We start from the raw sequence: 24,393 nt of genomic DNA, 5'->3' as shown, positions 1-24,393 counted from the left end.
ATTTACAAGTTAAAATATAACTAATATGAAAATGCCTTTATTTAATTCCTTGTTTTTGAACTACCCCCACTTAACGACTTTGCGGCCTTTTTGAAGTGGGAGATTTCTGTGAACATCGGTGTATCCACCAGTTATCTTAGTAGGATCCGCCCGTAGTTCCTATGGTGGGAACTGAAGTGTCTTTTACGTTGCCTCACCACGTTTCCTACTTTAGCTTGATTTTCGCAATTTCGGCAAGCGCGGGACGATAGGACGTTGAAAATTTTACGATTGCAACGAATTTTCTGCAACCAACCTCATATCTTCAGTTTTCAAAGATCAATCTGTACAAGTATATGGTTAAAAACATTTTGGCTTACGCCAACCGACATGCATCCCCCACTTAAAATTGACGTTTTACACCTTCACATTTTTAAGAAAGGAGTCTTTTGTCAGAAATCGATAAAATCGCTCCAATTCCTATTCATATAAATTAGTAAAAAATATTTTCCTATACCTTGGAATTAAATGTATCATAAGGCAGTCCTGCTTTTTTCCATGCAAGAAATCCTCCCTTTAAATTAACTACTTTCTTTATATCAGCTTTTTGTAAAATGCTAGCTGCTATAGCGGAACGTAACCCCGTTCGACATTGTAAAACTATTGGACAATTTTTCGGTACATCATCTAGCCGTTCAAGTAGATTACCTAAAGTGATATGTATTGCATCATGAAGATGTCCTTCATCCCACTCTTTTTTACTACGCACATCGATAACCTTTACACTTCCATCTTTTATTAACGGATATAATTCATTTGATGTTTTTTCCTTATAAATCTCTAAACTATGGAATCTTTGAATTACCTTTGAAGGTGCAAAAGCAATAATATTATCTAAGCCAATGGACTCAAAGTCTCTAATAACTTCCTCCACTTTAACATTTTCCGCATCTAAAATTATTAAAGTTTCTTTTTTATAATCTAATATCCCCCCACACCAAGTTGTGAAAGAATTGTTATAAGGTATGTTAATTGACTTCTCGATGTGGCCAGCAGCAAAACACTCTACATCCCTTATATCAACTATTTGCTGAACACCCCTCATCACTTCTTGAAGTTCTTCTATTATATAAATAGCAGTAATCTCTCTCTTCTTACGAGTTGGTGGACCATACTTATTTAAATGCTTCATTAATGGAAAATACTTTGGAGGCTCTGGCTGTCCCGTCAATAAATTCGATATAAAATTATCTTCATCATTACATTGAAACGCCCAATTAAACATCTTTTCATAACCTAATGTGGAAGTTGGAATTGCTCCTAATGCTTTTCCACATGCACTTCCTGCACCATGTGATGGCCATATTTGCAAATAATCGGGGAGTATTTTTATTTTTTGTATAGAATCAAATAATTGTTTCGCTCCTATTTTTGCGGTATCTTTAATACCAACAGCAATTTCTAATAAATCGGGTCTACCTATATCTCCTACAAATATAAAATCACCTGTGAATATTCCTATCGGTTTATCATTCATATAATTATTTTGACTTGTATCGGTTACTAAAAAGGAAATACTTTCAGGCGTATGCCCTGGGGTATGAATGACATTGAATTTTATATGACCAACCTTAAACTCTGTTCCCTCTCTAACCAAATTGTATCGGCCCTCGTTAAGATTTTGATATTTCCAACCACTATCTCCTTCATCTGATACATATAAATTTGCATTAAAAAGAAGGGAAAGTTCTCTAGACCCAGATAGAAAATCTGCATGAATATGAGTCTCAGCCGCAGCAATTACTTCCATTCCCTCTTTCTTAGCAAATTCTATATATTGTTCTATATAGCGGCTGGGATCAATAACAATTGCTACGCCTTCCTTCTGACAACCAACTAAATAGGAAGCATGAGCTAATTTTTCATCATAAAAATATTTTAAAAGCATAGCTATTCCCTCCAAATGCTTATTTCAAATTACTTCTCGGTTGTTACAACAACTCTCTATCTTTCCTTATAGAATCCCTTTCAACATTAAATTCCAATACATATAGGGCAACATATACCTTTTAAGTAAAAACATACTATACCGTTCTTTCGCTTGATTAAACGGAAACGTTTCTTGAGGCTCATGTTCATAGTTAAATTCAGCGAGTATAAGACTTTTATATCCTGTAACAATCGGACAGGATGTATACCCATCATAATTAGCCTGCAAGTCTCTTCCATTAAGTACGTCCAAAATATTTTGTTTTAAGACAGGTATTTGTTTTCGAATTGCCGCTCCAGTTTTAGATGTAGGTAAATTGGTACAATCTCCAAGTCCAAAAATATTCTTATATTTTACATGCTGCAAAGTATAAGGACTTATATCTACCCACCCCTGATGATCACTTATCTCACTTTCTTTAATAAAGTTAGGTGGCCCCATTGGTGGAACAACATGTATCATACTATATGGTACTGTTTCTCGTTTCAGTGTTTGCGTATCTTCAAAAATTGCTTCTCTCTTTTCAGCGATAATTTCTACTAAGTTTTTATTATAGTTCGTTATAATTTGCTTTCTTTCTAGTACTTGTTCTAATGTTTCAGCATAACGCGGTACCTGAAATATGTTAGCGTTCGCAGAATAAAACATTACTTCACTTCTGTTTTTCAAACCGCTATTACAAAAATACTCTTCTGCTAAATACATAATTTTTTGTGGGGCGCCACCACATTTAATAGGAGTATTGGGGTGGGTAAAAATCGCATTTCCTCCTTTGAATTTTTCAATTTCTCTCCAAGTAGAATCAACATATTTATAAGAATAATTGCTACAAACCCCATTAGTCCCAATAGACTCCTTTAAGCCTTTAATACCACCCCAATTTATTTGTATACCGGCTGCTACAATAAGAATCTCATATTCAAGTAGCATTCCATCATCTAAAAGTATCTTATTTTGATCTGGAAACAACTTAACAACACTTTTAGGAATCCACGTTGCTCCTTTTGGAATAAGTGATTCTTGATCACGCATCGTACATTCCTTTGAAACAATTCCTCCCCCAACTAAACTCCATAGTGGTTGGAAGTAATGTTTTTTAGATGAATCGATAATAGCTATACTTTCTTTCAATAGGGATACATTTCGTAACAAATGTGCAGTAGAAGATAGTCCTGCAGTCCCAGCGCCAATCACAATAATTTTATAATTATCTCTGGTCTTCATTATCCTCTTCCTATCTGAATTTAATTTTTAAGTTAACTAATTATTAGCCTTATTTCATCGTAGTAACAATATTATAAGATAAAAATACTATTATTTTATCTTATTAAAACGAATATTCCGTTAACTTTATCCGTCGACATTACTATATGCGTAAATCCCTTATGTTACTTCTTTAATTTGTTTCAAACTCTACAAACTTTACATTTCTCAATATTAGCCTGTATCCTATCTCACTTTAATGACATTACACTTCTATAGATAATGAAATGCAAGTTTCTTTGGTATGGTTTGTCCATCCTCCTTTTCAGGAGATAGACAAAAACAATCTTATTCCAATAGCTATATTACCTATTCTTTTTTGAATCTTTGTTATAAATATCTATACATGCATTTGAGAACGTCTTTGTTGTTTTTCCAGTCCCTCAATAATGTGAGAATTGCTATTACCATATTTCCCGTAGCCTTTGATTTATAGGGAGCTGAAAATAGTACATACCAACCCGACTGGAATATTGAACACCTCATAACAGGAGATACTTTCTACTTAACTCAACGTTTTGGTAGAGCGCATTTTGGTGCCAAAATGAAGATTTTCAAGGTTCACCCTGACGGCACTTTACAACGCTTTATTACAATTGAACCAGAATTTATTACTACGCCTAAAGGGTTAGAAATTTGGAGAACACCAATTACAAATGTATATACTAAAGGGACATATATTGCAGTAATTAAGTATAACGGAGAATTTACCTACTCAAATCATTTTCAAATTAATTAACTCTTTCCTACTCAGTAGCTAGAATTGATTAATTAGGTAGCTATGAAGAATTAAGATCTTAACCAGCTTCAATTTGATTTTAACTTTTTTAATATAAACACATTTTACTTTTAATAGAAGTAAGTTAACTATTATATCCACCTACTCTTCGTATGCAATATTGCATACGAAGGGCCTTAAATATTTTGGTATACTATGCATGTGGATTTTTCATCCAAAATTCCACTCAAACGCATATTTATGTATATGCCGACCCTAATTGCTAAAAGTGAGAAGAATGTTATTCATTCTTCTCACTTTTTTTATTTAAAATGTGTGCTTGTACTTAGGTCTTTAGATATTTTACATTTTGAATCTTAATACTAATCCACGTATGTGAATTTCCTTATAAAAATAAACTCCAAAATAGAATTAATCTTCCAAATTCCACCTATGGAGTCAGTTGTTTTCTAAAAAACATTCCAGCGTTTTTATCAATTGATTTTAGAATAGTCAAATAATAACACCGTATACAAGCTCTGCATAAATTATTCATTTTCTTTTATATAATACCTACCTTTTTACTTCTAATAAATCATTAAACATTGGATTATATTTCACTTTTATATAAATAAAAGCCAAATAGCCGTTCATAATGAACGACTATTTGGCATCTTACTAATAATTTGAAGTTTATTCATATTAATCTATTTTGCTTAATCCCGTAGAAGTAACTTGATAGGTTCTTTTTTTACCTATATATTCCTGTTTACTATTCTCAAGGTTAATAAGTGTAGCCCGTGTCTTTTCCTTTACTGCTTCCCCTTCTATATGGGTAAACTCGATATAATCTCCCACTTTGACTGGCACAGTTTGTCTTTCAGCAGTTTGCTGTCTATTTCCCACTATTTCCTTATTGTACACAACACTACCGGATGAATTCTGTACTTTGATACTTGCATACGTATTATTAAAATAAGAATGTGGTACGCCTGCTTCTAAATTCACCTGTATTTTCTCTGTTACCCTATTATAATTTACTTTTGCAATTTCTCTATCACTATATCCTTTTAAAGACCAACCAAATTGATTTCCGTCTAAAACCGTTGTTTCTGGCATTTTTTCTACTTTCTTCAGACCTTCTTTTGTAACTTCGTACATTGCTTTTTTTCCAAAGCTTTCTTGTTTACTATTATCTACATTTGTGAAAGTAGCTCTATGCACACCTTCTAGATGTGTTAACTCAATATAATCCCCTACTTTAACTGGAACTTTTTGCGATTCAGCATTTTGTTGTTTGTTTCCATAGATGTCTTTATTGTATACTACTTTTCCTGATGCATTTTGTACTTTAATACTCGCATATGTTTCATTAAAATAATGATGCGGTACGCCTGCTTTTAAGTCAATATGCACTTCTTCTGTCGACTTATTGAAATTGATTTTAGCAAATTCGAAATCACTAATCCCTTTTAATGACCATGCAAACTTGTTTCCTTCTAAAATATTATTTACATTAGGTATATCTGGTTTAATTGGATTAGAATCCGTCCCCTTCCAAATCTCTGCTGTTAAAGTTGGATACCCTAATACAGCCACTTTTTGAATGGTATCGTTATTTGGACGTAATCCCCACTTCTCAAAGAAAGGTATCAAATTTTGTTTGGCTACTTTTGATGCCGAAATCATAAATAATTGTTTTTTATTTTCATCAGTTTGTGGAAGTTCACTTGAAGACATTTCTCTATACAATTGATGCAATTGAGGATAGAAGTCCTCTCCATATGCTAACTGTAGTTGCCAAAGCATAACAAGCTTAACAAAAACATCACTAACTTCGTCATAATTTTTATTAGGTTGTTCTAAGTATTGAAATGCCTTAGTATAAGCGCCCTCCTGTTGCAATCTAAAAGATTGATTAGATGTAAATGCTTTTTCTACAGAAAGGCTGTAAATATTATTTTGTACTTCTGTCATATTATAAAACTTCCAAGGTGATTGCTGTCTCAAATGCCCTGCCTCATGCCAAGGACCCCAGCCATCTTTTATAAATTTATTAATATCTAACACGTATTGGATTGCATCTCCTACATATGCGGTTCGATAAGAAGTTGCATACATATAATAATCGGGAGAATGATTTTCTTCTACGTAATGAATATAATGTTTATCTACTTGTTCCTCGGATAAACCAGCTACTTTGTCTTGAATTCGAGTAGCTTCATCCATCTTTTTTAAGAGTTGTACAGGATCTGTATTAGAACCTAACAAATATTTCTTAACACGTGCAGGGCTGGCCGTAATTAATACACGTTCTCCTTTTAACTCCACTGCATGTGCATTGGGATATTGGTCCAGCATGTTTATTAAATCTTGTTTCGTATGCTTTCCTAGTTCAAAAAAAGGAGTAGTCGTTCCACCTGTTGTGACTGTTGTTCGAATGGTACCACCTTGTTGTTTATTATAAAAATAAATCATCCCCCCATTTGGAGATTGGATTGTGTTTATACCAGGTTTTAATGTAAATGATTTTATTTTAGAATCTTCTCTCCAAGAAGCATCATACGAATACGTTCCAATATATGCTTGAATATTTTGATTTCCTTCTACATTAATCGTTATTTGTTCATTTGGCTTTGCATATAAACCAGTGGGTTCATATGGACTAAATGCCATACTTTTTCTTTCCTGTTGTTTCAGTACCTCAACATCCCCTTTTCCTGGGACTGTATATATTCTGTTTTCTGATTTAACTGACTTTTCCTCTTGCAGTGATGTCGATATTTTTTTTTGCTGCTTTGTTTCCTCTGCAAAGACATCTGATGAAGAAACCATTCCAGTCGTAAGCATAGTTACTGTAGCGGTAGCTGCAAGTATTTTTCTAGTTTTATATTTTGAGTTATTCCCCATATTATCTCCCTCATTTTCCCTTAGTACATTTAAGGATTATTATTTTATTTATTACGTTTTTACACCAAAAATTTTTTACGCTATTTATGTTGTATCTAATACTCTATTTTTTCTCATAATAGTCTCCTTTTCTTTATTTCTAATTGTTTATAAATGTTATTTGATGACACATAAAATAACAACTTTACGATAAACTCATCAATAACAACCTATTATGTTTTGATTTAGTATTCTTAACTTCCATCTAATTGTATAAAAGTATTCTATTAGGAAAATAAGAATATAAAGCTCACTAATCATAGATTAGGTTTTATGAAAAAATTCATAAAAATCATTCACCTTAAAAATTCAAACTTGTATAACTACTTTCTACATATAGGATGGAATTATAAAAATATTTCAATAAAATAAAAGACAGAGGCCTGATGATACCTCCGTCTTTTCAATTTATAAAGAACAAAAAATCATTTTATAACTGTATAAATGCCCTTGCAACAAATACTGTATTCCGCTATTTTTTTGAAGAAACAGGATCCATTTTTAATGTTTTTATCCCTTCTTTTAATGTAAACGCATCCGCTCTCAATGTTTTCCAACTATCTTTCGCTGCATTCAAATTAGGTTTTAGGAATTTGAATTTATTTTGATCCGCTTTTTGGGATGCTTTATCAATATGACTAAGCACTCCCGAATATTGAGAATCTAAATCATGCCATTGTGCAGACATATAGGTAAGTGCATTAATAGCCGATCCAATCGCATTGTGCATTTCATTAATATTATTATACGCAACACCAACTACACGATTTAATGTTACTTTATAATCTATAGTCTGACGTAATTGTGCTAACAACGGCTCTAACGTACCTAAATTATTTCTTGCTACCCCTATCATTACACCACCAGCAATCCACGTAGGAATTGAGGGAATTGATACAGTTATTATTCCATCTGATTCTACTTGTTTAAAATGTCTTACTTGCTCTAAAACTTCATTTAGGCGCTTTTCATCTTCATCAATTCCAGATGCTTGGTTTTTCAGAATCGAATGCAAAATATCTTTATGACCTGCAAATGCTCGGACATCTTCTCCAATACTATCTCTTAACTTAGCTAGTTCTTGTATTAAATTCTGTGTATATGCTTGATTTTGTTTAATCTCACCTTGTAAATCTGTCATGCCTTCTTTTAATGTGTCTGCATCCCCTTCATTAATCGCTTCTACTAATGTGTCATAATAATTGTCGAATTTAGTATCATACTCTACAATCCCCGTCAGTGTATCTAAAAGTTGTTTTTTTATGTGTGAATCCCATTTCGTAGCATGCTCTCTTGCATTCTTTTGATCTTGTAGAATTTGACTAGGTAGATTTGTATATCCTTTAATGTCAATGCCTTCAAAGTTAACATCTGGGTTTTTAATTAACAAATAAGAGTAATCATTCATGGATTTTGCAAATACCCCAGCATCTTGCAAAGCTTTTTTCATCTTTTCGCTGTTTACAGAAAGAGATATATCTTCGGTACTAGTTTGTTCCATTTTACTTTCACTTGCGAAGGCTGCCACTGGAGAAACTACAGTAGTTGTTGTCAGAGTTAAAAACGTCGATACAGCAAGTAGTTTATAAGGAAAGTTTTTATTCATTTTAATTCCTCCTATACATATATATTGATTTTTAATTTGTTTTTTCTTGTTTAAAAGCAATGTCTTTTGAAATGAATTCTGCATCCTTATGAATATCATTCCAACTTTGTTTTGCAGCCTTTAAATCATCAGGTATTAAAGAAAGTTTATGTTCTTGCATTTGGTCGATATTATCATATAGATCTTTATAATTCGCTCCCATCGTATTCCATTGTTGCTGAATACTTGTTAGAGACATAATTGCTTGATCAACTGTTTGATACAAATATGTTAAAGTGTCTTTTGTATTAGTAAGTGAAATAACTGCTTGGTTAGCTAAATCAGCTTTCATACTTAATTCTCCAATTTTATTCGAAATTTCATTATAGGAGTTCATATGATTAGATGCCTCAACACCAGCTGCTGTTCCTAAACCGATACCAGCTGCCCCTAGAGCTGTTAGACCACCAACAACAGCTGGTGTCGCTGTGCCACCGGTCACAACAATTACTACCGCTCCTGCAATCGTTCCAATAACTAAAATAGCTGCTCCTAATCCACCACCAATTGACCAGGCTAATACATTATCAAAATGTGCTTTCTGCGTAGAACGTAAATTCTCAATTTCGGCCTGAAGTTGTGGGAATAGTGCTTGTTTTCCCGCTAATATAGCCGTTAATCCCCCTTGTCCATCTGGACCTCCAACATTATTTTTAAAATCTACAGTATTTGTATACAACTTTGTTTTGAAAGCTTCTAACATCTTAATAACTTCCGTAACTTCATTTGAATTTGTATGAATTGTACCGATTAAATCCCCTATTCCTTCTTTGAGGCCCGCCTTATCTTTCTTTTTTACAGTATCTACTAGTGTGTCGTAATAATTTTGAAATTGTTCATCATAATTTACAATATTACGTGCTGTCTTTTGAATGTTTGGCTTCGCTGTATCTAGCCAGTAATTTGCATTGATTCGTGACAGTTCCTGATTCAGGTGAATGTTTTTGATTAATTCTCCCCCTCCTGAACCTAAATCAATGTTGGATAAATTTACATTCGGTTGCTTAATCATTGTTTTTGCGTACAAATCCATTACAAGAATATGAGAGCCTGTTTCAGCCAACACTTTCTTTAACCCTTCAGGTCCTAACGCATAATTTTCTATTTTCTGTTCTTGTGCTGTCTGTTCTTGTGCAAGTGCGTGAATAGTACTACCATTCGTAGCAGTTATAACCGTTGCTAAAGTGGCCAACGTTATGACCTTAAATGGAAATTTCATTATTTGATTCTCCTCCTTATTTTCAATTGAGTTATTATCTTTTTATTAAACCTAAATTCTTAATATTAAAATTTATAAACTTGTTCTTCGAGTTGATTTGTTACATTTTTTAGTCGTCTTAATGTATCTTTTTGAGACTGAGTGTTACTAGTATCAACTTCAGTCAATAATTTTGTAATACTATTATTTATTAGATTCAAATCCTCTTTATAACGTTTCATTAGCTCAATTTCTCCATCTACTTGATTAGCAAATGTATGCAAATCATTTTGCATGAAAAGAATCATTGATTTTTGTAAATCTGCTACTGTTAATTTAGTTGTTAAGTCATATAATTTCTGATTTTGTTTCTCTAAATCATTTAAATATACTCTTTGCTCTGCTGTTAGTTTATTAATTTCGGCAAAGGTACTATATATTTTTTTAATTTTTTCAGGATCAATCACTTTCATAAGATCATACTCTTTCGTTTTTGTAACTGCAGCTGCAGCAATTTCACCTTTTTTACTTTTCTCTATCGCTTCACGTGCTTCTTTTTTGGCAGCTTCAATTTCTATAGCTGATTTTCCCTTTTCTGTTGCTTCCTGCTCTGCTTTCTTCTCTGCTTCTACAATAGTATTATTTATTTCTTTTCCTTTGTTATACGCTACTACCGCTGTTTGAGCAGCCGGTTCAATGATATCTTTTGATAGGCTATAAATCTCTTGGAATACCTTTAGCCCTTGTTCATTTAAAGCTCCTGGTAATAATGCTATTTGCTCTAAATCATTTTGAATTGATTTTTTTGTATTTAGCATTTCATTTTTTAACTTGTCTATTTTTCCTGTTCCCTCTGAACTAAGTACACTCTGTGCTTTTACCACATCTGTATCAAGATTTTTCAGTTTCTTATCTACCTGTAGTTTAAGATCTGTTAACTCATTAATCTGACGTTGCACGTTTTCTTTGTTTGTTATAGTCATATCTTGAAGAACTTCCAGTCTATCTATAAACCCTTCTTTATCTTCCTTATTATCTACAAATCCTTTTAATGTTGGATAATAGCTATTAAATTTGGTTGCAAATCCTTTACTTTTTGAATTTAGTAGAATTAATTTTGGATATAGTTCTGATGACCACTCTTTCATATCTTGTTTAATTAGAAATTGAGTTGTATTTAAAGATGGAACTTCTTCAAGTTGCACATTCGGACTTGCTAAGGCTCCATCTATAAAGGTTTGTGTTAATTTGGAGTGTGCACCTATTTTTCGTAATGCTGAGGAAATATCTATATTATCTTGTTTCGTTTCTGCCTGAACGATTCGCATTGCGAGAGTATTGATAGGAATAGTCGCTCCAGTAACGATTGATGTTATTAAAAATCCTGTCATAATTTTATTCTTCATTCCGTACACCTCTTCACTATTGTTTTTTACAGTTTTAATCGTAAATTTTGTACAACCTAACGTTAGGATTTCATCACACACACTTGAGGATAGAAATTTTTTCGATAGAGTAATCGTATCTCGTTTTTTATTTATTTTTGATAGAATATAAGGACCTTACTTCCCCCTCATTTTAAACACTATGTTTTTCATAAGTAAACCTGAAAATCACATTGATTAAATTTAATTTTCCAGATATTTATTATTCGAATTTAAAAATATTATATTTAAAAAAGTTAAATACAAATTTCATTTCATAAAGTGAAATAATTATACTATGATAATTAAACATAAAAATTCTTTGATTCCCTTAAATCTATATGAATCCCTTACTTAAAAATGATTTCAATATAATTTAATAGTGATTAACACATATGTGTCTTTTATATGGATATGTAAAATTACATATCCATATAGGAGTATCTAGCTTAACTACTCCAAAATATTATTATCGTATACATAATAATCATATTGCTACGAACACCACAGGAGAAAATTTCCCTCATGCACTTTAGGGGATAAATTGTCCATGAAATAATAATTTTCGCTTATATACTTACTATTCATTATAGGAATACAAAAAAGCGATTCTTTTCACAGTAAAAAGAATCGCTTTCTAGGTTCCTATTTTCAATTACATTACATAAAGAATTGAGAAATTATCATTTAAGAGCCTTAACTATAACTTCAGCTGCATCTGCAATTAATTTATTATCATAGGTAGCTTCTTTCTCATCTTTACTAGATAAGATTGCAATGATAATAGGTGCCCTGTTCGGTGGCCAAACGATAGCAATATCATTTCGTGTCCCATAACTTCCAGCTCCTGATTTATCTCCAACTACCCATTCAGTTGGTACGCCTGCACGAATAAGTTTGTCTCCTGTAGCATTTCCTTTCATCCACTCTGTAAGAATTTTACGTTTATCAGCTGGAAGTGCATTTCCGACCGTAAAAGCCTTAAGATTGGTAGCAATGGCTTTCGCTGTACTAGTGTCACGAATGTCTCCTGGAGTAGCTTCGTTTAACTCTGGCTCAAAGCGATCAGCCATAGTAACCCGATCACCCATCTGTCTAAGTGCTTTTTCATATCCTTTAGGTCCGCCTATTTTATTAAATAAAATGTTCCCGGCGGTATTATCACTAGAACGAACAGCCGCCTCTGCAATTTCCCCAAGTTTCATGCCTGTATCTACATGTTTCTCTGTAACGGGTGAATATTCCACCAAGTCGTCTTTCGTATAAGTGATAACTTCATTTAATTTCTCAGTTGAGTTTTGCTGTAGCAATACTCCTGCCGCTAATGCCTTGTAGGTTGATGCAAAGGCAAATCTTTCGTTAGGTCGATAAGCAATTGTTCGATTTGTACCAGTATCAATAGCATATACACCTAATCGAGCATCAAATTTTTTCTCAAGTTGAGAGAATTCTTTATACGTCGCATGATTTTTATGTTTAACTGGTCCGGTCTTTTCTTTCGCTTCAACTTGCAATGCCCCTCCTGTAAAAGCTTCTAGGCTTGTAAGACTTAAACCTAATATACCAACACATAAACCTATTTTTAACATCCTCTTGTTTTTCAAAATCATCATTCCTTTCAAATTTTCAATACTGAAAACAAGTAGTAAATTCAATACACTGTATCCTATTTGAAAACCTGTTTTTATACGTACACATAATAGACCATCTAAGAAACAAGTTTGTTCCATAAATTTAAAACCTTTTTAACTAGTAGCCAAGATATTAACAAAAGTAAGAGATAGCAACTATGATAGCCGCTATCTCTTATTTCAAATCTTCCTTTTTCTTTAACTTATAAAGGCTTTTATATAAACAGGGTCTCTTCCCCTGAGAAAAGTGCACAAATTTTACTATCTTTGATTCGAACTATCTGTACTAGCAGCTTCACCATGTATACGTTGCTTTTTTAAATCAAAGTATACATCTAAAATTTCCTTTCCAATTATAGAATTAATTCCATTTTTATCATCATGAAGCCATGGGACTACTACAGAAAATGCTACTTCTGGATTATCATATGGAGCATATCCAACTAATGTTAAGTTGTAACATTCCATACGTTCTCCTTTTGCATTTCTACCAATTGGATCATCTCCACCATATACAGTTTGAGCTGTCCCTGTCTTTCCTGCTGGTTTATATGGCGCATTTTTGAAATACTTCACGCCAGTTCCATCACCTTCTTGGAATACCCATCTAAAACCTTCTTTTATCCGATCAATATGTTCTTTCTTCATATCAACTCGATTTAATACGACAGGCTCTATAGAGCGTATAACTTTACCGACCTCTTCTTCTTTTATTGATTGCTCTCGTATTTCTTGTACAATTTGGGGTTGCATTCTATATCCACCATTTGCAATAGTTGAAATATATTGTGCCAATTGCAATGGCGTATACGTATCATACTGACCGATAGAAAAATCTAGTAAAAACCCAGGTTGACTATCTACTTTTCTCGTTTGCCCAATTATTTCATTCGGTAAATCAATACCTGTTGGTACCCCTAAACCAAATTGTTTAAAATAATAACGCATTTTATCAAATGCTTCTTGTTTAATATCCAATGAACCATTCGGTACGTAATTAACTCCCGCAATTTTTAAAGCTGTCTGGAACATGTATACATTCGAAGATACTTGTAAAGCTCGTAAATCATTAATATTACCAAATCCGGATACATTCCATGATTTCTTGGCTTGTGTACCTTTAAATTTCATCGGTGCATCATAAAATTGATCTCCTGGCTGTATTGCCCCTGTCTCATATCCAGTTAATAATGTTGCGCCTTTTACAGCTGACCCTAGCTCATACGAAGTTGTCATGTTACCTAATGCCAAATCCTCAATCTCTATTTTCCCTTCTTTTTCTACAATCTTTTTGCCTGCCATAGATAAAATCTGTCCGTTATTTGGATTTGTCATGACGACAAACGCTCGGTCCAACAGTGGCTCTGAACTCTTAAAAGCTCTCAAATTTTTCTCTATACTTTCTTCCACTTTCTTTTGTAATTCCATATCAATCGTTAATGTTAAACTATTACCACTTTTTCCTTTAGAGATTATTTCTGTGTTTATAATGTTTCCTGATTTATCAGTAATGTTTTTCACTTCTTCTTTTGTGCCGTGTAATACATCTTCATATCGTTGTTCAATATAACTTTTTCCTACACGATCATTACGGTTATATCCACGTACCAAATAAGAATCTAAGTTTTCTTTCGGTAATCCTTCTTCACTACTTGTAATATTACCTAACACGGAACGAAATAAATTACCATTTACATAATTACGTTCCCAATCAACTGTTGTATCTACTCCTGGAAACTCCGCAAGTTTTTCACTTATCCGCGCATATTCTTGATCTGTCACATCTTTTTTTATAATTTGTGGTGTCAGTTGATAACCTGAACTCATTTTACTTTTAATAGCTAACACCTTTAAATCTTGTGCTGTTAATTCTGCCAATTCTACTTCTGTAACGCGACTTCGTCTTAAGTCTTGAATTTTTTTGTCTAGTTCTTTTCCCTCTATTCCCTTTTCTTTAAAATTTCCTATGTCTTTTTTAGTAATCTTTGATTCCGCACGTTTCGTATTCAATTGCATCCAAAAATCTTTTTTATCGATATCGGTTAATTTATTTATATCTTGCTCAGGCATTTCAAGTACCTTCGCCAAGTCTTTTGCTGTTTTTAAAATATCTTCACTCGTAATCCCCTTCACCCTTGTATACGTAATTGTGCGAAGAGATTTATTATTAACGACCGTTTTCCCTTCTCGATCTAGAATCTGTCCACGTGGAACTGGTATACTAGTTGTTTCATTTTGACTGTTTTCCACTTGGTTCTTATAAGCCTCTCCCTCAACGATTTGTACTTTTCCTAGCTGCATAATAATAGCTGAGAATAGTACAAATATGCAAAGGAACATTATATTCAATCGAATAGATATATATGTCTTCTGTTTCTTTACTTTTTGTTCTTTCATAAATCCTCCATATAATTCTTCAGGAAATCCTCACTAATACTTAGTAAATAAATATACTAAAAGCGTTCCCTATATATTAGAAACCACTATTCAGTTATAATAGTGTCTTATCTTTTTTGTTAAATCCTTGTAGGCATCCATTCCTTTTGGTTTAGCCGTGTAATTGATAAATCTCCCTTCCTGTTTTTTTCTCTATTTTTTTGTCGCCTGCATTAGAAATGCTAAACTGTATAATGACTCATATTAAACTTACACATAGACTTACTATTAACATGTACTTTTTTTCATACTGATTGTTCCTTTCTTCATGCTGTAATACTTAATAGACAATCTAAATCATAAAGTTGTTCCACATTTACAAAAAAAATAATTAACTATAAGATGGAATAGGCTACATAAGGGAGGGTTATATGTTACATACGAAAAGATGGAGATTTTTTGCGGTTCTTTCTATTGTAAGTGTGATTTTACTAATTTTATTAAAAATCAACTTCATTTCAATTACTATCGCAACTTCTTCAGCTGAAAGAGGAAAAATTCTTGATCAAAATGGTGTAATACTAGCTACAAATAAGAAAGTTAAGTCTCTATATTGCACTTCTAATGATGAAAAACTATCGAATAAAGATACATCAAACACATTAGCTTTTTTCAATCAATTTTCAAACGAGTTTCAACATGACATTTCTACAGAGGACATAAAATCTCAATTACAACAATCCTGTAATAAGCAGACTATGAATGAAATATCCTTATACTCTGATATAAGTGAAAATGAAATTTCATTCATAAACAAGAATAAACCTAAAAATGTAGTGATCAAAGACGAATTCATTCGATATTATCCAAAGAACGAAATTGCTTCACAAGTAATTGGGTATGTAGAAAATGACCTTAATTCTAAAAATGTACCTGTTGGTAAAAGTGGGATTGAGTTTCAATATGAAAATGATTTAAAAGGAAAACCCGGAAAAACTCTGATTTTTAAAATGAATAATAAAAAGTTCTTATGGAACATTCAAAAAGTACAAAAAGGAAAAGATGTCCGGCTAGCTTTAGACTCTAAATTGCAGCAAAAAACAGAGGAAGCACTAAGATCTCAAATTAAGAAAGTACCTGATGCTAATGCTGGTTATGCAGTAGTAACCGATGTAAAAACTGGCGCAATATTAACTATGGCCAATTCGGCAGTTTTTGATCCAAATATATTAAATACACATGTATCATCTAAAAAAGAAAACATTAAATCCCTTTCGCAAAATAAAGCAATTCAAAAATTAAAATATGGTGAATCTTATGTAAATATGGCCTCTACTATAAAGCCACTTACTATTTTAATCGGATTAAACGAAAAGCTTTTTCAACCTGAGGATACATATTTGGATAATGGTAGTTTTCAGTATGATAATCAAAATAACATCACCAATGCTCCTGGAACACCAACAGGTGAAATTACACCGAGTCAAGCTATCATTAATTCATCAAATACATTTATGACAGCAAAAGTAGCTCTCCCCTTATTCAACCGAAATAATGGGAATATAGAAAAAGTAGCAAATATATGGACAGATTATTTAAAGCAATTTGGCCTCCGCTCTAAAACTGGTATTGATTTACCCTTTGAAGAAGACGGAGAATATGAATTTCATCCATCTAATAAGTTTGAAAATGGAATCTCTGCTTTATTAAATGCATCTTGGGGAGGAAATGAAGTACACACCCCTCTACAACTTGCTCAATATGCAGCAACTTTGGCAAGTAAAGGTGATAAATATAAACCTCAAATCGTAAGTGCTATTATTGGTCAAGACGATAAGGAAACAAAAAAGTTTAAACCACTCTTAGAAAGTTCAAATCGTTATCCTATGAAATTTTGGAGTGTCGTGCAAGGTGGGATGAGTCAAAATATAGAGGAGATTAAAAACTTGCCCTTTCATGTCGCGGGTAAAACAGGGATAACTGGCTCTCCGAACGAGCAAGAAAGAATGATAAATCATTCTCTTTTCATTGCATATGCTCCTACCGAAGATCCAAAAATTGCTATTTCTGTCGTTATTCCTGGTAGTAATTCGGAAAAAAATATTGCTGCTCTCGTTACATCAGAAATTTTAGAGTGCTGGAATTCACTTCAAAAAGAGGATAAAGATAAAGAGGAAGGTTCATTAAAGTGAACCTTCCTCTTTTACCATATAGAATCTATATTCGTTATTTCCCATATACCTTCATCATTCTTTTCAAATATGAAAGAATATTTAATATCAGTTAAAACATACTCTTTTTGTACATATCCAGTATAACCGTTAATTGTCGATACTTTTATAAATCCATCATTCTGTACTTTTTCTGGAATCAAAGCTTTTACCATTTCATTAGATACTTCATATAAAACTTGTGATTCTCGTTTTGGTTCAGCTAAAATTTTCGTTTTATTTCCAGTAACAGTTGCATATATAAAATGCGATTGCTTTGGTTGGTTACTTTCTGTCAATCCACTTGGTACTTTGTATGCTTTCTTTGTATCATTTGCAAATTCTCCCCCCATTGTAAGAGCGACTTGCAACTCATGAAAAATATCCTCATCAAACTTCAATTCATCCTTCTGATAACTTTTCCCTTTAAATAGAACTTCATCATTTAACGCTCTATACAGGTCATTTTCATTTTTTGAATTTGTACTTCGATATAACTCATTCATAAATTGTTTTAATGATGGATCTTGAGCAGACTCATCTTTTGTTTTAGGCTTAATTTGAGTACTACTTTGTACCGGTGATTTATTATCATCAAGCCAAGGTTGTTGAACAATAAAAAATAACATTGTACAAACCAAAACAACTACAATAGGCAATGCTTTTTTACGAAATGGTCTCTTGTATGGTACAGAGTCTACTTCACTATTTTGGTATATCGATTGCTTTATTTTATAAATAAATGCTTCTTCATCTTTACGACGCTCCATTGGTCCATTTTTTAATTTGCTATACCAGTCAGGATTTTTTTTACTGTTCATCACTTCTACCCTCCCCTATTAATTTTGAAACTTTACTTCTTGCTCTGCTTAACCTAGATTTGACTGTTCCAATGGATACACCTAATGTTTCAGCCATTTCTTCATAAGATAATTCATATTTCGCGTCCAATATTAGTATTTCGCGGTGTTTTTTAGGTAGTTTTAATACAACATCCCACACATCATTCATTTCCTCTTGATTAAAAAATTCTTGTTCTGCCGATGGAGATTGCTTATCGTCACTAAAAAATCCCACTAAAGATATCCTTTTAAAATAAGAGGATTTCAAATAGTTTATTGCCGTATTTCTTGTAATTTTTAATATCCACGTTTTAATAGATGACTCCTTTCGAAACGAATTCCAATGTTTAAAAACCTTAATAAATACATCTTGTGTGATGTCATCTGATAAGTGTGGATCTTTCGTAATAATAAATGAATAATTCCATACATCTTGCCAATAGTCTTTTATAACATAGTCAAGCTCATCATGATTACATTTTTCAATAAACTTCTGTTCCATTTCCACACCTCAAACTTATTTGAATAAACATAAAGCTGCCCTCACTTTTAATATGGTTTCAATATATAGACATGATACAAGTTTCATTTGTTCCATTGTTTATCTTTTTTTTCGACAGATGATATTTCTAAAAAAATGTAATAAAAAAGACCAGGATAAATTCTTAAAATCATCCTGGTTTTTCTGTATTAAATATATTTTCATTATTTTTTTATAATAGAAACCGCATCTAATACATCCACTTGACTCCCCATAGTTTTAGTGAGTTTTTTCCATTCAGTTTCTGCTTGTACAGCCGTAACATCATCTGTGTTATATGGTCTATCTTCACCATACGATTTATTGAAATGAAGGATTTCCATTGATGTTTCATTTACAGGGATTTGATTGAAAGTAGTATTGTCAACAATTACAATCAGCTCCTCATAATCTGAATTACGATAGTGACCAAACCAAGTATCGCTAGCATACTGGACTTCTATTTTCTTTTCATTAATTGTTAATTCCTTAATTTTTTTATTTTTCTTACTAGCCAATAATACAGCATTACCTTTTGGAGCTGAAGGTAATGACTTTATTGGATCTGAACTCCATACTTCATTATCATTATCTGATTCTCTCAACACACCTATCTCAACCATTTTCTCTGCAGTTTTTCGTTCCATAATTAATAGTTGTTTACCGCCAGTTTCTGCTTTTTTCACTTTATATAAAGTGTTGGTCTTAATTTCACTTTTATGTTGACTTACTATTTCTTTTAATGATTGTTCTTCCCCAATCAATAAAGCGGCATTCCTTGGTTCTTCTTTCTTTCCAAAAGAACAAGCCCCTAACATAGAAATTGATACAACTCCTGCCATACACACTTTCATTACTTTTTTCATTTCTTTTTCTCCTCTTTGCTTGTTTTATCAATACGTTACATGATTTTTTTATATAACCGTTGTAAATAACGCCAACGGACAGTGAAAAAGTACACACTTTGAATGGATATAAAGGCTAGTATAATTAAAATGGACATCTTTAAAACAGAGAAGTCAATTAGCTGTTGCAAGGCTATAAAAGCGACACCACTATGAATAATCGCTATAATTAAAGGCAAGAAGAACATTAACGTAAGCTGACGCGTTACGATTTTCTTTAGCTCTCTTCTACTTAGACCGACCTTCGCAATCATTTCATATTGTTGTTGTTCCCTTTCTAAATCTGCATATAGTCGGAAATATAAAAGACTGGCTGCGAACGTAAAGAATACGATCCCTACTAATACACTGACAATAAGTAAAATACCGTTCTCTTGTTTCGAAAAAATCCATTCAGAATACAATGCTTTAAAATAATGATGTGCTTGCACCGAATTATTATTACCCATTGTTGCTTCTAATTTTTTTGTAACCACTCTTGATTTCTCCCAATTTTCCACTACAAATCCATATTGACTTTTCATTACGTAAGAATCATCTTCTGTCTTTCTATTCGGGATTGTATCGTACAAAGAATCCGAAACAACAATAATAGCTCCAATTGTATTTGGGAGAACTATATACGGGACTGCCTTCTTGACCCCAAGGGACATCTCTAAGTTTTCCTGTACTACATCTATTTTCTCGGGTATATCTTTTCCTCTTGCATACTTTTCTTTTTGCGAAATTATTGAGGGTACTATAATCGCTTCTTGATCATTATCTATCTTTTCCATTTCATACCCGAAGATTTTTGCAAACTTGTTATACTCTGATACTTTGATTAGCACTAAATTATTTTCCGTGAATTTAGGATTCGTAACCGCTACCTGATAAGAAAAATTTGAACGAGTGAGTTGTTTTTTTATTTCTGTAATGTGCTCTCCTTCTTGGGGATTCTCGCCTAACGAGGTATAGGTAAATGCAAATGGATTGATCATCTCCGTTAATCCCTTATTTCCCATTGCTAAACATGTACCAATTCCTGTGAAAGCCACAGCGGAAACAATCGCTAGCATAAAGAACATAGTTGCATTATCCTTCATACGATAAGCCAATTCAGATATAGTAAGTAGGTTCGTTTTATTAAAAAATACAGTGTCTTTTTTCTTTAAGACACGTATTACATACACGCTCAACTGTGAAAATAGAAAATATGTCCCTATCACTACAAAAACTACTCCTCCAAGTAAGTAAGGCATAATGAAGTTTCTTTCTAGTACGAAATAGAACACACATCCATACCCTAACCCAATTAATAATACGGAAAGGAATGCTAATGCTTTTGATGCCTTTGGCTCTGGTTTTGGCTTTTCCTCTGATTTCATCAAATCAATTAACTTGTTTGCTTTTACCATTTTAGAAGTAAACAACGAAATGACTAGAAACAGAATCAAAAATGCGCCAATTGTCGTAAAGACAGCTTTTATAGGAACGTAAAAAGGAAGACCCTTATCAATCGCTAATATATTTTCACTTGCCAATAAATTGAGCTTTGAAAATATCAAACCAATTAAGATACCAAATGTAATTGAAGCGACTCCAATTAACATATTTTCTAAAAAAATTAATTTATTTAACTGCGCCGGTGTCATACCATGCATGATTAAAATTCCAAATTCTTTTTTTCTTGTTTTTAAAAAAGAACTCACCGAATATAAAAGAAAGAAGAATGAAAATACAAAAATGAGATATTGAGAGATTTGCATCCCCATTGTTCCTAAAAGGCTCATTGTTTTACTTGTGGAGGCTAGTTCTCCTTGTAAATCAGGATGAAAAAGTAAGAGTGAATATGTGAAAAAAACCATAACTGAAAATGAGCTACTTAGAAAGTGTGCAGCATAAGTCCGCTTACTTCGAATGATATTATTAAAAGCGAATCTTTGAAAAGTCATGCTTACGACCTCCTAGTAATGCAAGTACATCTATAATTTTTTGATAAAACATTTGTTGGTTTTCTCCGTTATAAATTTCGTTATATAATTTTCCATCTTTAATAAATACAACGCGATCACAAAAACTTGCAGCCACTGGATCGTGCGTAACAAGCATCATTGTTGCATCTTGTTCTTTATTTAATCGTTTTAATAACTCCATTACATCATTAGCCGCTTTTGAATCTAAGTTTCCTGTCGGCTCATCTGCAAGTAATAATTTAGGTTTATGAATTAGAGCACGTGCAATTGCTGTTCTTTGTGCTTGTCCGCCCGATATTTCATATGTTCGTTTATTTAATATATCTTGGATGCCTAATTTTTCTGCAATACCTTCTACACGCTGATTCATATCCTCAACTTTAGTACCATCTAACGTCAGAGGAAGAACAATATTTTCTTTTACAGTTAATGTTGTAAGAAGATTGAATGCTTGAAACACAAAACCTAATTCACGTCTTCGAAATAATGCCAGTTCATTTTGAGATAATTGATATGGATTTTCTCCATTAATCAATATTTCTCCTGATGTGGGAGAATCAATAGTAGAAACCATGTTCAACAAAGTAGTTTTTCCACTTCCTGATGGTCCCATTATTCCTACAAACTCCCCTTTTTTCACACTCAAATTAATTTCGGCGAGCGCTTCATAAGATACCTTTCCTGTATAGATTTTACTCAGTTCACAGACCTTTAATATTTCCATATCGTTTTGCTCCTTTTTATCTTTTAATAACCTAAGTTTATCTAAGCGTCCCTTCTTCTCATATCGATTAACCTTTCATATATCTAACAGGTCTGTAATATTTCTGAAAATTCAAACTAAATACCATTCTAACGATTTGCATAAGGGAAAATAATACAGATTGTTGTTCCTTTTCCTACTTCCGACTTTATTTCAATATCATGTTCCAATCTTTTTATAATATTTTTCACAAGATATAATCCCATCCCAGTAGATTCCTTAAATTTCCGACCGTTTATTCCCGTATAAAATGGGCGGAATACTCTTGGGAGGTCTTCTTTTGGAATTCCCACACCATGATCGTGTATTTCAAGGATTACTGAGCGCTCTTCTTCTAATGTAGTAATAGTAACGTTTTTTCTACTTCCTGCTGAATACTTAATGGCATTGGATATCACTTGATGAATAACAAACCGAAGCCACTTTCTATCGGTTTCTACCATAATAGTTTGTTTTACTTTTACTTCTGGATAAACATAGCTACGGATAAACAGACGTTTATTTTCACGGATTACTTCTTGAACGATTTCCTGTAACGAAACTCTTTCCACATAAAAATCTTGCTCAAACGTTTGTAATCGCGCCATATATAAGACCATTTCTAATCCGTACTGCATTTGATCTACTTCTTCCACAATACTTTCAAAAACCTCCCCATTCTCTTCTTGTGTGATCAGTTCAATAACTGATAGAGGCGTTTTCATCTGATGCACCCATTGATTAATAAATGTAAGGTGCTCTTTTTGTTTATATTCCCAAGTCTTTAACTGTTGATGATATTGACTGTATTGTGTCTTTAACACACGCTGAAGTGCTACTGATAATGGAGTGGAATCGAGTTCTTCTAAGGAGTCCTCTAATGTTTCAGAAGGGTTGGATAATTTGTTATAAAATCTACGATGGCTAAAGTAGCGATAAAGTAAAAACGCAATTAAAAAGCATCCTCCTAAAAACACACTATATAACGCAGTAGATAAGTGGTTATATCCATCCAGCCAATAAACAGTTAGAACGACAAATAGCTGAATGATTGAGAAACAGATGAAAGGGATATGTTCACGTAAAAATAAATTCATTATTATACCTCATCATTCTTCCAAGTTATTTTCAAACGATATCCAGCACCACGAACTGTTTCTAATGCATTTTTTATTCCGATTTCCTCTAATTTTTTTCGGACACGTGTAACATTTACACTTAACGTATTATCATCTACATACGTATAGTCATCCCAAAGTTTTTCTAAGATTTTCTCTCGACTAACAATACTAGGAGATTGTCGTAAGAGAGTTTCTAGTAAAGCAGTTTCTTTTTTTGACAGTATACACATGCTATCATTTAGCTTTAATTCCATTTTTTCTGGATAAAGTATTAAACCGGATTGCTGAACAACTCTTTCTTCCGCTTTCGGTGCGTATTCTCCGTAAATTCTTCGAAGATGACTTCGGATTTTTGCCATTACAACTTCATAATGAAACGGTTTAGTGATATAATCGTCTGCACCATGTTCAAGTGCCATAACTTGCTCCATCTCTCCACTACGTGCTGATATAAATATAATGGGACAAGTAGAGACCGTTCTAATTTGTCGGCACCAGTAGAAACCATCAAAACTCGGTAAATTTACATCTAATAAAACTAAATCAGGTTGAATTTTTTCAAAGTTAGCCAAAATATTTTCAAAATCCTCTGTAATATTCCCTTCATACCCGTACTTATTAATATGGGATTGAAGTAGTTTAGAAATTTTTTGGTCATCTTCTACAATCATAATTTTATACATATATTAAGCTCCTTTTATTTATCTTTTCCGACAAAAGACTCCCTTCTCAGTGTCCGTAGGAATCTCCCTCTTCAAACATGCCGCAAGGTCGTTAAGTGGGACTAGTTAAAGTATATGTTTATTATCTGTAAGAATATAAAATATACTTTTATCTTTTAGTATAAAGAAATTCCCCTCTTACTTATATTGAATAACCTTACTTCAAACTAACAGCTTTGTAATATTTCTGAAAATAAAGTTAA

Annotated in this window: 17 protein-coding genes and 1 pseudogene; 3 read left to right on the top strand and 15 right to left on the bottom strand. The window is 32.7% G+C overall.

Going from position 1 to position 24,393, the window contains the following annotated elements; translation table 11 throughout:
• Positions 1–490 precede the first annotated feature (490 nt).
• Both MHH59_RS12235 and MHH59_RS12230 read right to left on the bottom strand, forming a co-directional pair.
• Entirely contained in the window at positions 491–1,927 is a 1,437-nt protein-coding gene (locus MHH59_RS12235; RefSeq protein WP_340851269.1) for an MBL fold metallo-hydrolase, read from the bottom strand.
• A 66-nt stretch (positions 1,928–1,993) separates the two neighbouring features.
• Entirely contained in the window at positions 1,994–3,193 is a 1,200-nt protein-coding gene (locus MHH59_RS12230; protein ID WP_016126968.1) for an NAD(P)/FAD-dependent oxidoreductase, read from the bottom strand.
• A 511-nt stretch (positions 3,194–3,704) separates the two neighbouring features.
• On the opposite strand from MHH59_RS12230, the gene MHH59_RS12225 reads away from it, so the two are divergent.
• Positions 3,705–3,971, top strand: coding sequence for a DUF5065 family protein (locus MHH59_RS12225; protein ID WP_087944691.1), 267 nt, complete (start codon positions 3,705–3,707; stop codon positions 3,969–3,971).
• Between the two features lie 681 nt (positions 3,972–4,652).
• Here MHH59_RS12225 and MHH59_RS12220 read toward each other — a convergent pair.
• The 4 genes from MHH59_RS12220 to hblC form a co-directional block, all read right to left on the bottom strand.
• Positions 4,653–6,860 carry a M60 family metallopeptidase gene (locus MHH59_RS12220; RefSeq protein ID WP_016126967.1) on the bottom strand — a complete coding sequence of 736 codons (2,208 nt, stop codon included), beginning with the start codon at positions 6,858–6,860 and terminating at the stop codon, positions 4,653–4,655.
• Positions 6,861–7,371: 511 nt separating this feature from the next.
• Positions 7,372–8,505: a hemolysin BL binding component B gene (hblA, locus tag MHH59_RS12215; protein WP_002016983.1), complete on the bottom strand. Its 1,134-nt coding sequence runs from the start codon at positions 8,503–8,505 to the stop codon at positions 7,372–7,374.
• 31 nt (positions 8,506–8,536) lie between these two features.
• Positions 8,537–9,766, bottom strand: a complete 1,230-nt coding sequence (gene hblD / locus MHH59_RS12210; RefSeq protein WP_142396323.1) for a hemolysin BL lytic component L1 — start codon at positions 9,764–9,766, stop codon at positions 8,537–8,539.
• 62 nt (positions 9,767–9,828) lie between these two features.
• Positions 9,829–11,148 (bottom strand): hemolysin BL lytic component L2, encoded by a 1,320-nt coding sequence (hblC, locus tag MHH59_RS12205; RefSeq protein ID WP_340851265.1) that lies wholly within the window; start codon positions 11,146–11,148, stop codon positions 9,829–9,831.
• Between the two features lie 607 nt (positions 11,149–11,755).
• Here hblC and MHH59_RS30840 point away from each other — a divergent pair.
• Positions 11,756–11,842, top strand: a pseudogene (locus tag MHH59_RS30840) (undecaprenyl-diphosphatase); the annotation flags it as partial.
• Positions 11,843–11,849: 7 nt separating this feature from the next.
• On the opposite strand, the gene bla reads toward MHH59_RS30840, so the two are convergent.
• Complete coding sequence (bla, locus tag MHH59_RS12200) at positions 11,850–12,776, bottom strand: class A beta-lactamase Bla1 (RefSeq protein ID WP_340852938.1); 927 nt, start codon at positions 12,774–12,776, stop codon at positions 11,850–11,852.
• A gap of 282 nt (positions 12,777–13,058) precedes the next feature.
• A complete protein-coding gene (locus tag MHH59_RS12195; RefSeq protein WP_003189299.1) occupies positions 13,059–15,194 on the bottom strand; it encodes a peptidoglycan D,D-transpeptidase FtsI family protein in 2,136 nt (711 codons plus the stop codon).
• 410 nt (positions 15,195–15,604) lie between these two features.
• Here MHH59_RS12195 and MHH59_RS12190 point away from each other — a divergent pair, with 410 nt between their 5' ends.
• The gene (locus MHH59_RS12190; RefSeq protein ID WP_002127461.1) at positions 15,605–17,365 is read left to right on the top strand and encodes a peptidoglycan D,D-transpeptidase FtsI family protein; all 1,761 of its coding nucleotides are present in this window, start codon (positions 15,605–15,607) and stop codon (positions 17,363–17,365) included.
• Positions 17,366–17,376: 11 nt separating this feature from the next.
• Here MHH59_RS12190 and MHH59_RS12185 read toward each other — a convergent pair whose 3' ends face one another.
• From MHH59_RS12185 to MHH59_RS12155, 7 genes are all read right to left on the bottom strand, one after another.
• Entirely contained in the window at positions 17,377–18,204 is an 828-nt protein-coding gene (locus MHH59_RS12185) for an SH3 domain-containing protein (protein WP_002127459.1), read from the bottom strand.
• A complete protein-coding gene (locus MHH59_RS12180; RefSeq protein WP_002127457.1) occupies positions 18,194–18,727 on the bottom strand; it encodes an RNA polymerase sigma factor in 534 nt (177 codons plus the stop codon). Before MHH59_RS12180 ends, MHH59_RS12185 begins: the two co-directional genes overlap by 11 nt.
• A 203-nt stretch (positions 18,728–18,930) precedes the next feature.
• Positions 18,931–19,611: a lipoprotein BA_5634 family protein gene (locus tag MHH59_RS12175; protein ID WP_078214580.1), complete on the bottom strand. Its 681-nt coding sequence runs from the start codon at positions 19,609–19,611 to the stop codon at positions 18,931–18,933.
• 35 nt (positions 19,612–19,646) lie between these two features.
• The gene (locus tag MHH59_RS12170) at positions 19,647–21,584 is read right to left on the bottom strand and encodes an FtsX-like permease family protein (protein WP_078179072.1); all 1,938 of its coding nucleotides are present in this window, start codon (positions 21,582–21,584) and stop codon (positions 19,647–19,649) included.
• Entirely contained in the window at positions 21,559–22,329 is a 771-nt protein-coding gene (locus MHH59_RS12165) for an ABC transporter ATP-binding protein (protein WP_003189289.1), read from the bottom strand. Before MHH59_RS12165 ends, MHH59_RS12170 begins: the two co-directional genes overlap by 26 nt.
• 128 nt (positions 22,330–22,457) lie before the next feature.
• Positions 22,458–23,444 (bottom strand): sensor histidine kinase, encoded by a 987-nt coding sequence (locus tag MHH59_RS12160; protein WP_002017026.1) that lies wholly within the window; start codon positions 23,442–23,444, stop codon positions 22,458–22,460.
• Between the two features lie 2 nt (positions 23,445–23,446).
• Positions 23,447–24,151, bottom strand: coding sequence for a response regulator transcription factor (locus MHH59_RS12155; RefSeq protein ID WP_016120219.1), 705 nt, complete (start codon positions 24,149–24,151; stop codon positions 23,447–23,449).
• Between the last annotated feature and the right edge of the window lie 242 nt (positions 24,152–24,393).

Origin of the sequence: Bacillus sp. FSL E2-0195 (assembly GCF_038003645.1) — a bacterium.
GTDB lineage: Bacteria > Bacillota > Bacilli > Bacillales > Bacillaceae_G > Bacillus_A > Bacillus_A mycoides.
This window is presented reverse-complemented; position numbering and strand designations above follow the sequence as displayed.

What these genes read in the sequence shown, in the direction of transcription:
- MHH59_RS12165 (WP_003189289.1), bottom strand. Translation starts at nt 22,329, where the DNA reads ATGGAAATATTAAAGGTCTGTGAACTGAGTAAAATCTATACAGGAAAG.
- MHH59_RS12155 (WP_016120219.1), bottom strand. Translation starts at nt 24,151, where the DNA reads ATGTATAAAATTATGATTGTAGAAGATGACCAAAAAATTTCTAAACTA.
- MHH59_RS12230 (WP_016126968.1), bottom strand. Translation starts at nt 3,193, where the DNA reads ATGAAGACCAGAGATAATTATAAAATTATTGTGATTGGCGCTGGGACT.
- MHH59_RS12180 (WP_002127457.1), bottom strand. Translation starts at nt 18,727, where the DNA reads ATGGAACAGAAGTTTATTGAAAAATGTAATCATGATGAGCTTGACTAT.
- MHH59_RS12175 (WP_078214580.1), bottom strand. Translation starts at nt 19,611, where the DNA reads ATGAAAAAAGTAATGAAAGTGTGTATGGCAGGAGTTGTATCAATTTCT.
- bla (WP_340852938.1), bottom strand. Translation starts at nt 12,776, where the DNA reads ATGATTTTGAAAAACAAGAGGATGTTAAAAATAGGTTTATGTGTTGGT.
- MHH59_RS12185 (WP_002127459.1), bottom strand. Translation starts at nt 18,204, where the DNA reads ATGAACAGTAAAAAAAATCCTGACTGGTATAGCAAATTAAAAAATGGA.
- hblA (WP_002016983.1), bottom strand. Translation starts at nt 8,505, where the DNA reads ATGAATAAAAACTTTCCTTATAAACTACTTGCTGTATCGACGTTTTTA.
- MHH59_RS12220 (WP_016126967.1), bottom strand. Translation starts at nt 6,860, where the DNA reads ATGGGGAATAACTCAAAATATAAAACTAGAAAAATACTTGCAGCTACC.
- MHH59_RS12160 (WP_002017026.1), bottom strand. Translation starts at nt 23,444, where the DNA reads ATGAATTTATTTTTACGTGAACATATCCCTTTCATCTGTTTCTCAATC.
- MHH59_RS12195 (WP_003189299.1), bottom strand. Translation starts at nt 15,194, where the DNA reads ATGAAAGAACAAAAAGTAAAGAAACAGAAGACATATATATCTATTCGA.
- MHH59_RS12235 (WP_340851269.1), bottom strand. Translation starts at nt 1,927, where the DNA reads ATGCTTTTAAAATATTTTTATGATGAAAAATTAGCTCATGCTTCCTAT.
- MHH59_RS12190 (WP_002127461.1), top strand. Translation starts at nt 15,605, where the DNA reads ATGTTACATACGAAAAGATGGAGATTTTTTGCGGTTCTTTCTATTGTA.
- hblC (WP_340851265.1), bottom strand. Translation starts at nt 11,148, where the DNA reads ATGAAGAATAAAATTATGACAGGATTTTTAATAACATCAATCGTTACT.
- MHH59_RS12170 (WP_078179072.1), bottom strand. Translation starts at nt 21,584, where the DNA reads ATGACTTTTCAAAGATTCGCTTTTAATAATATCATTCGAAGTAAGCGG.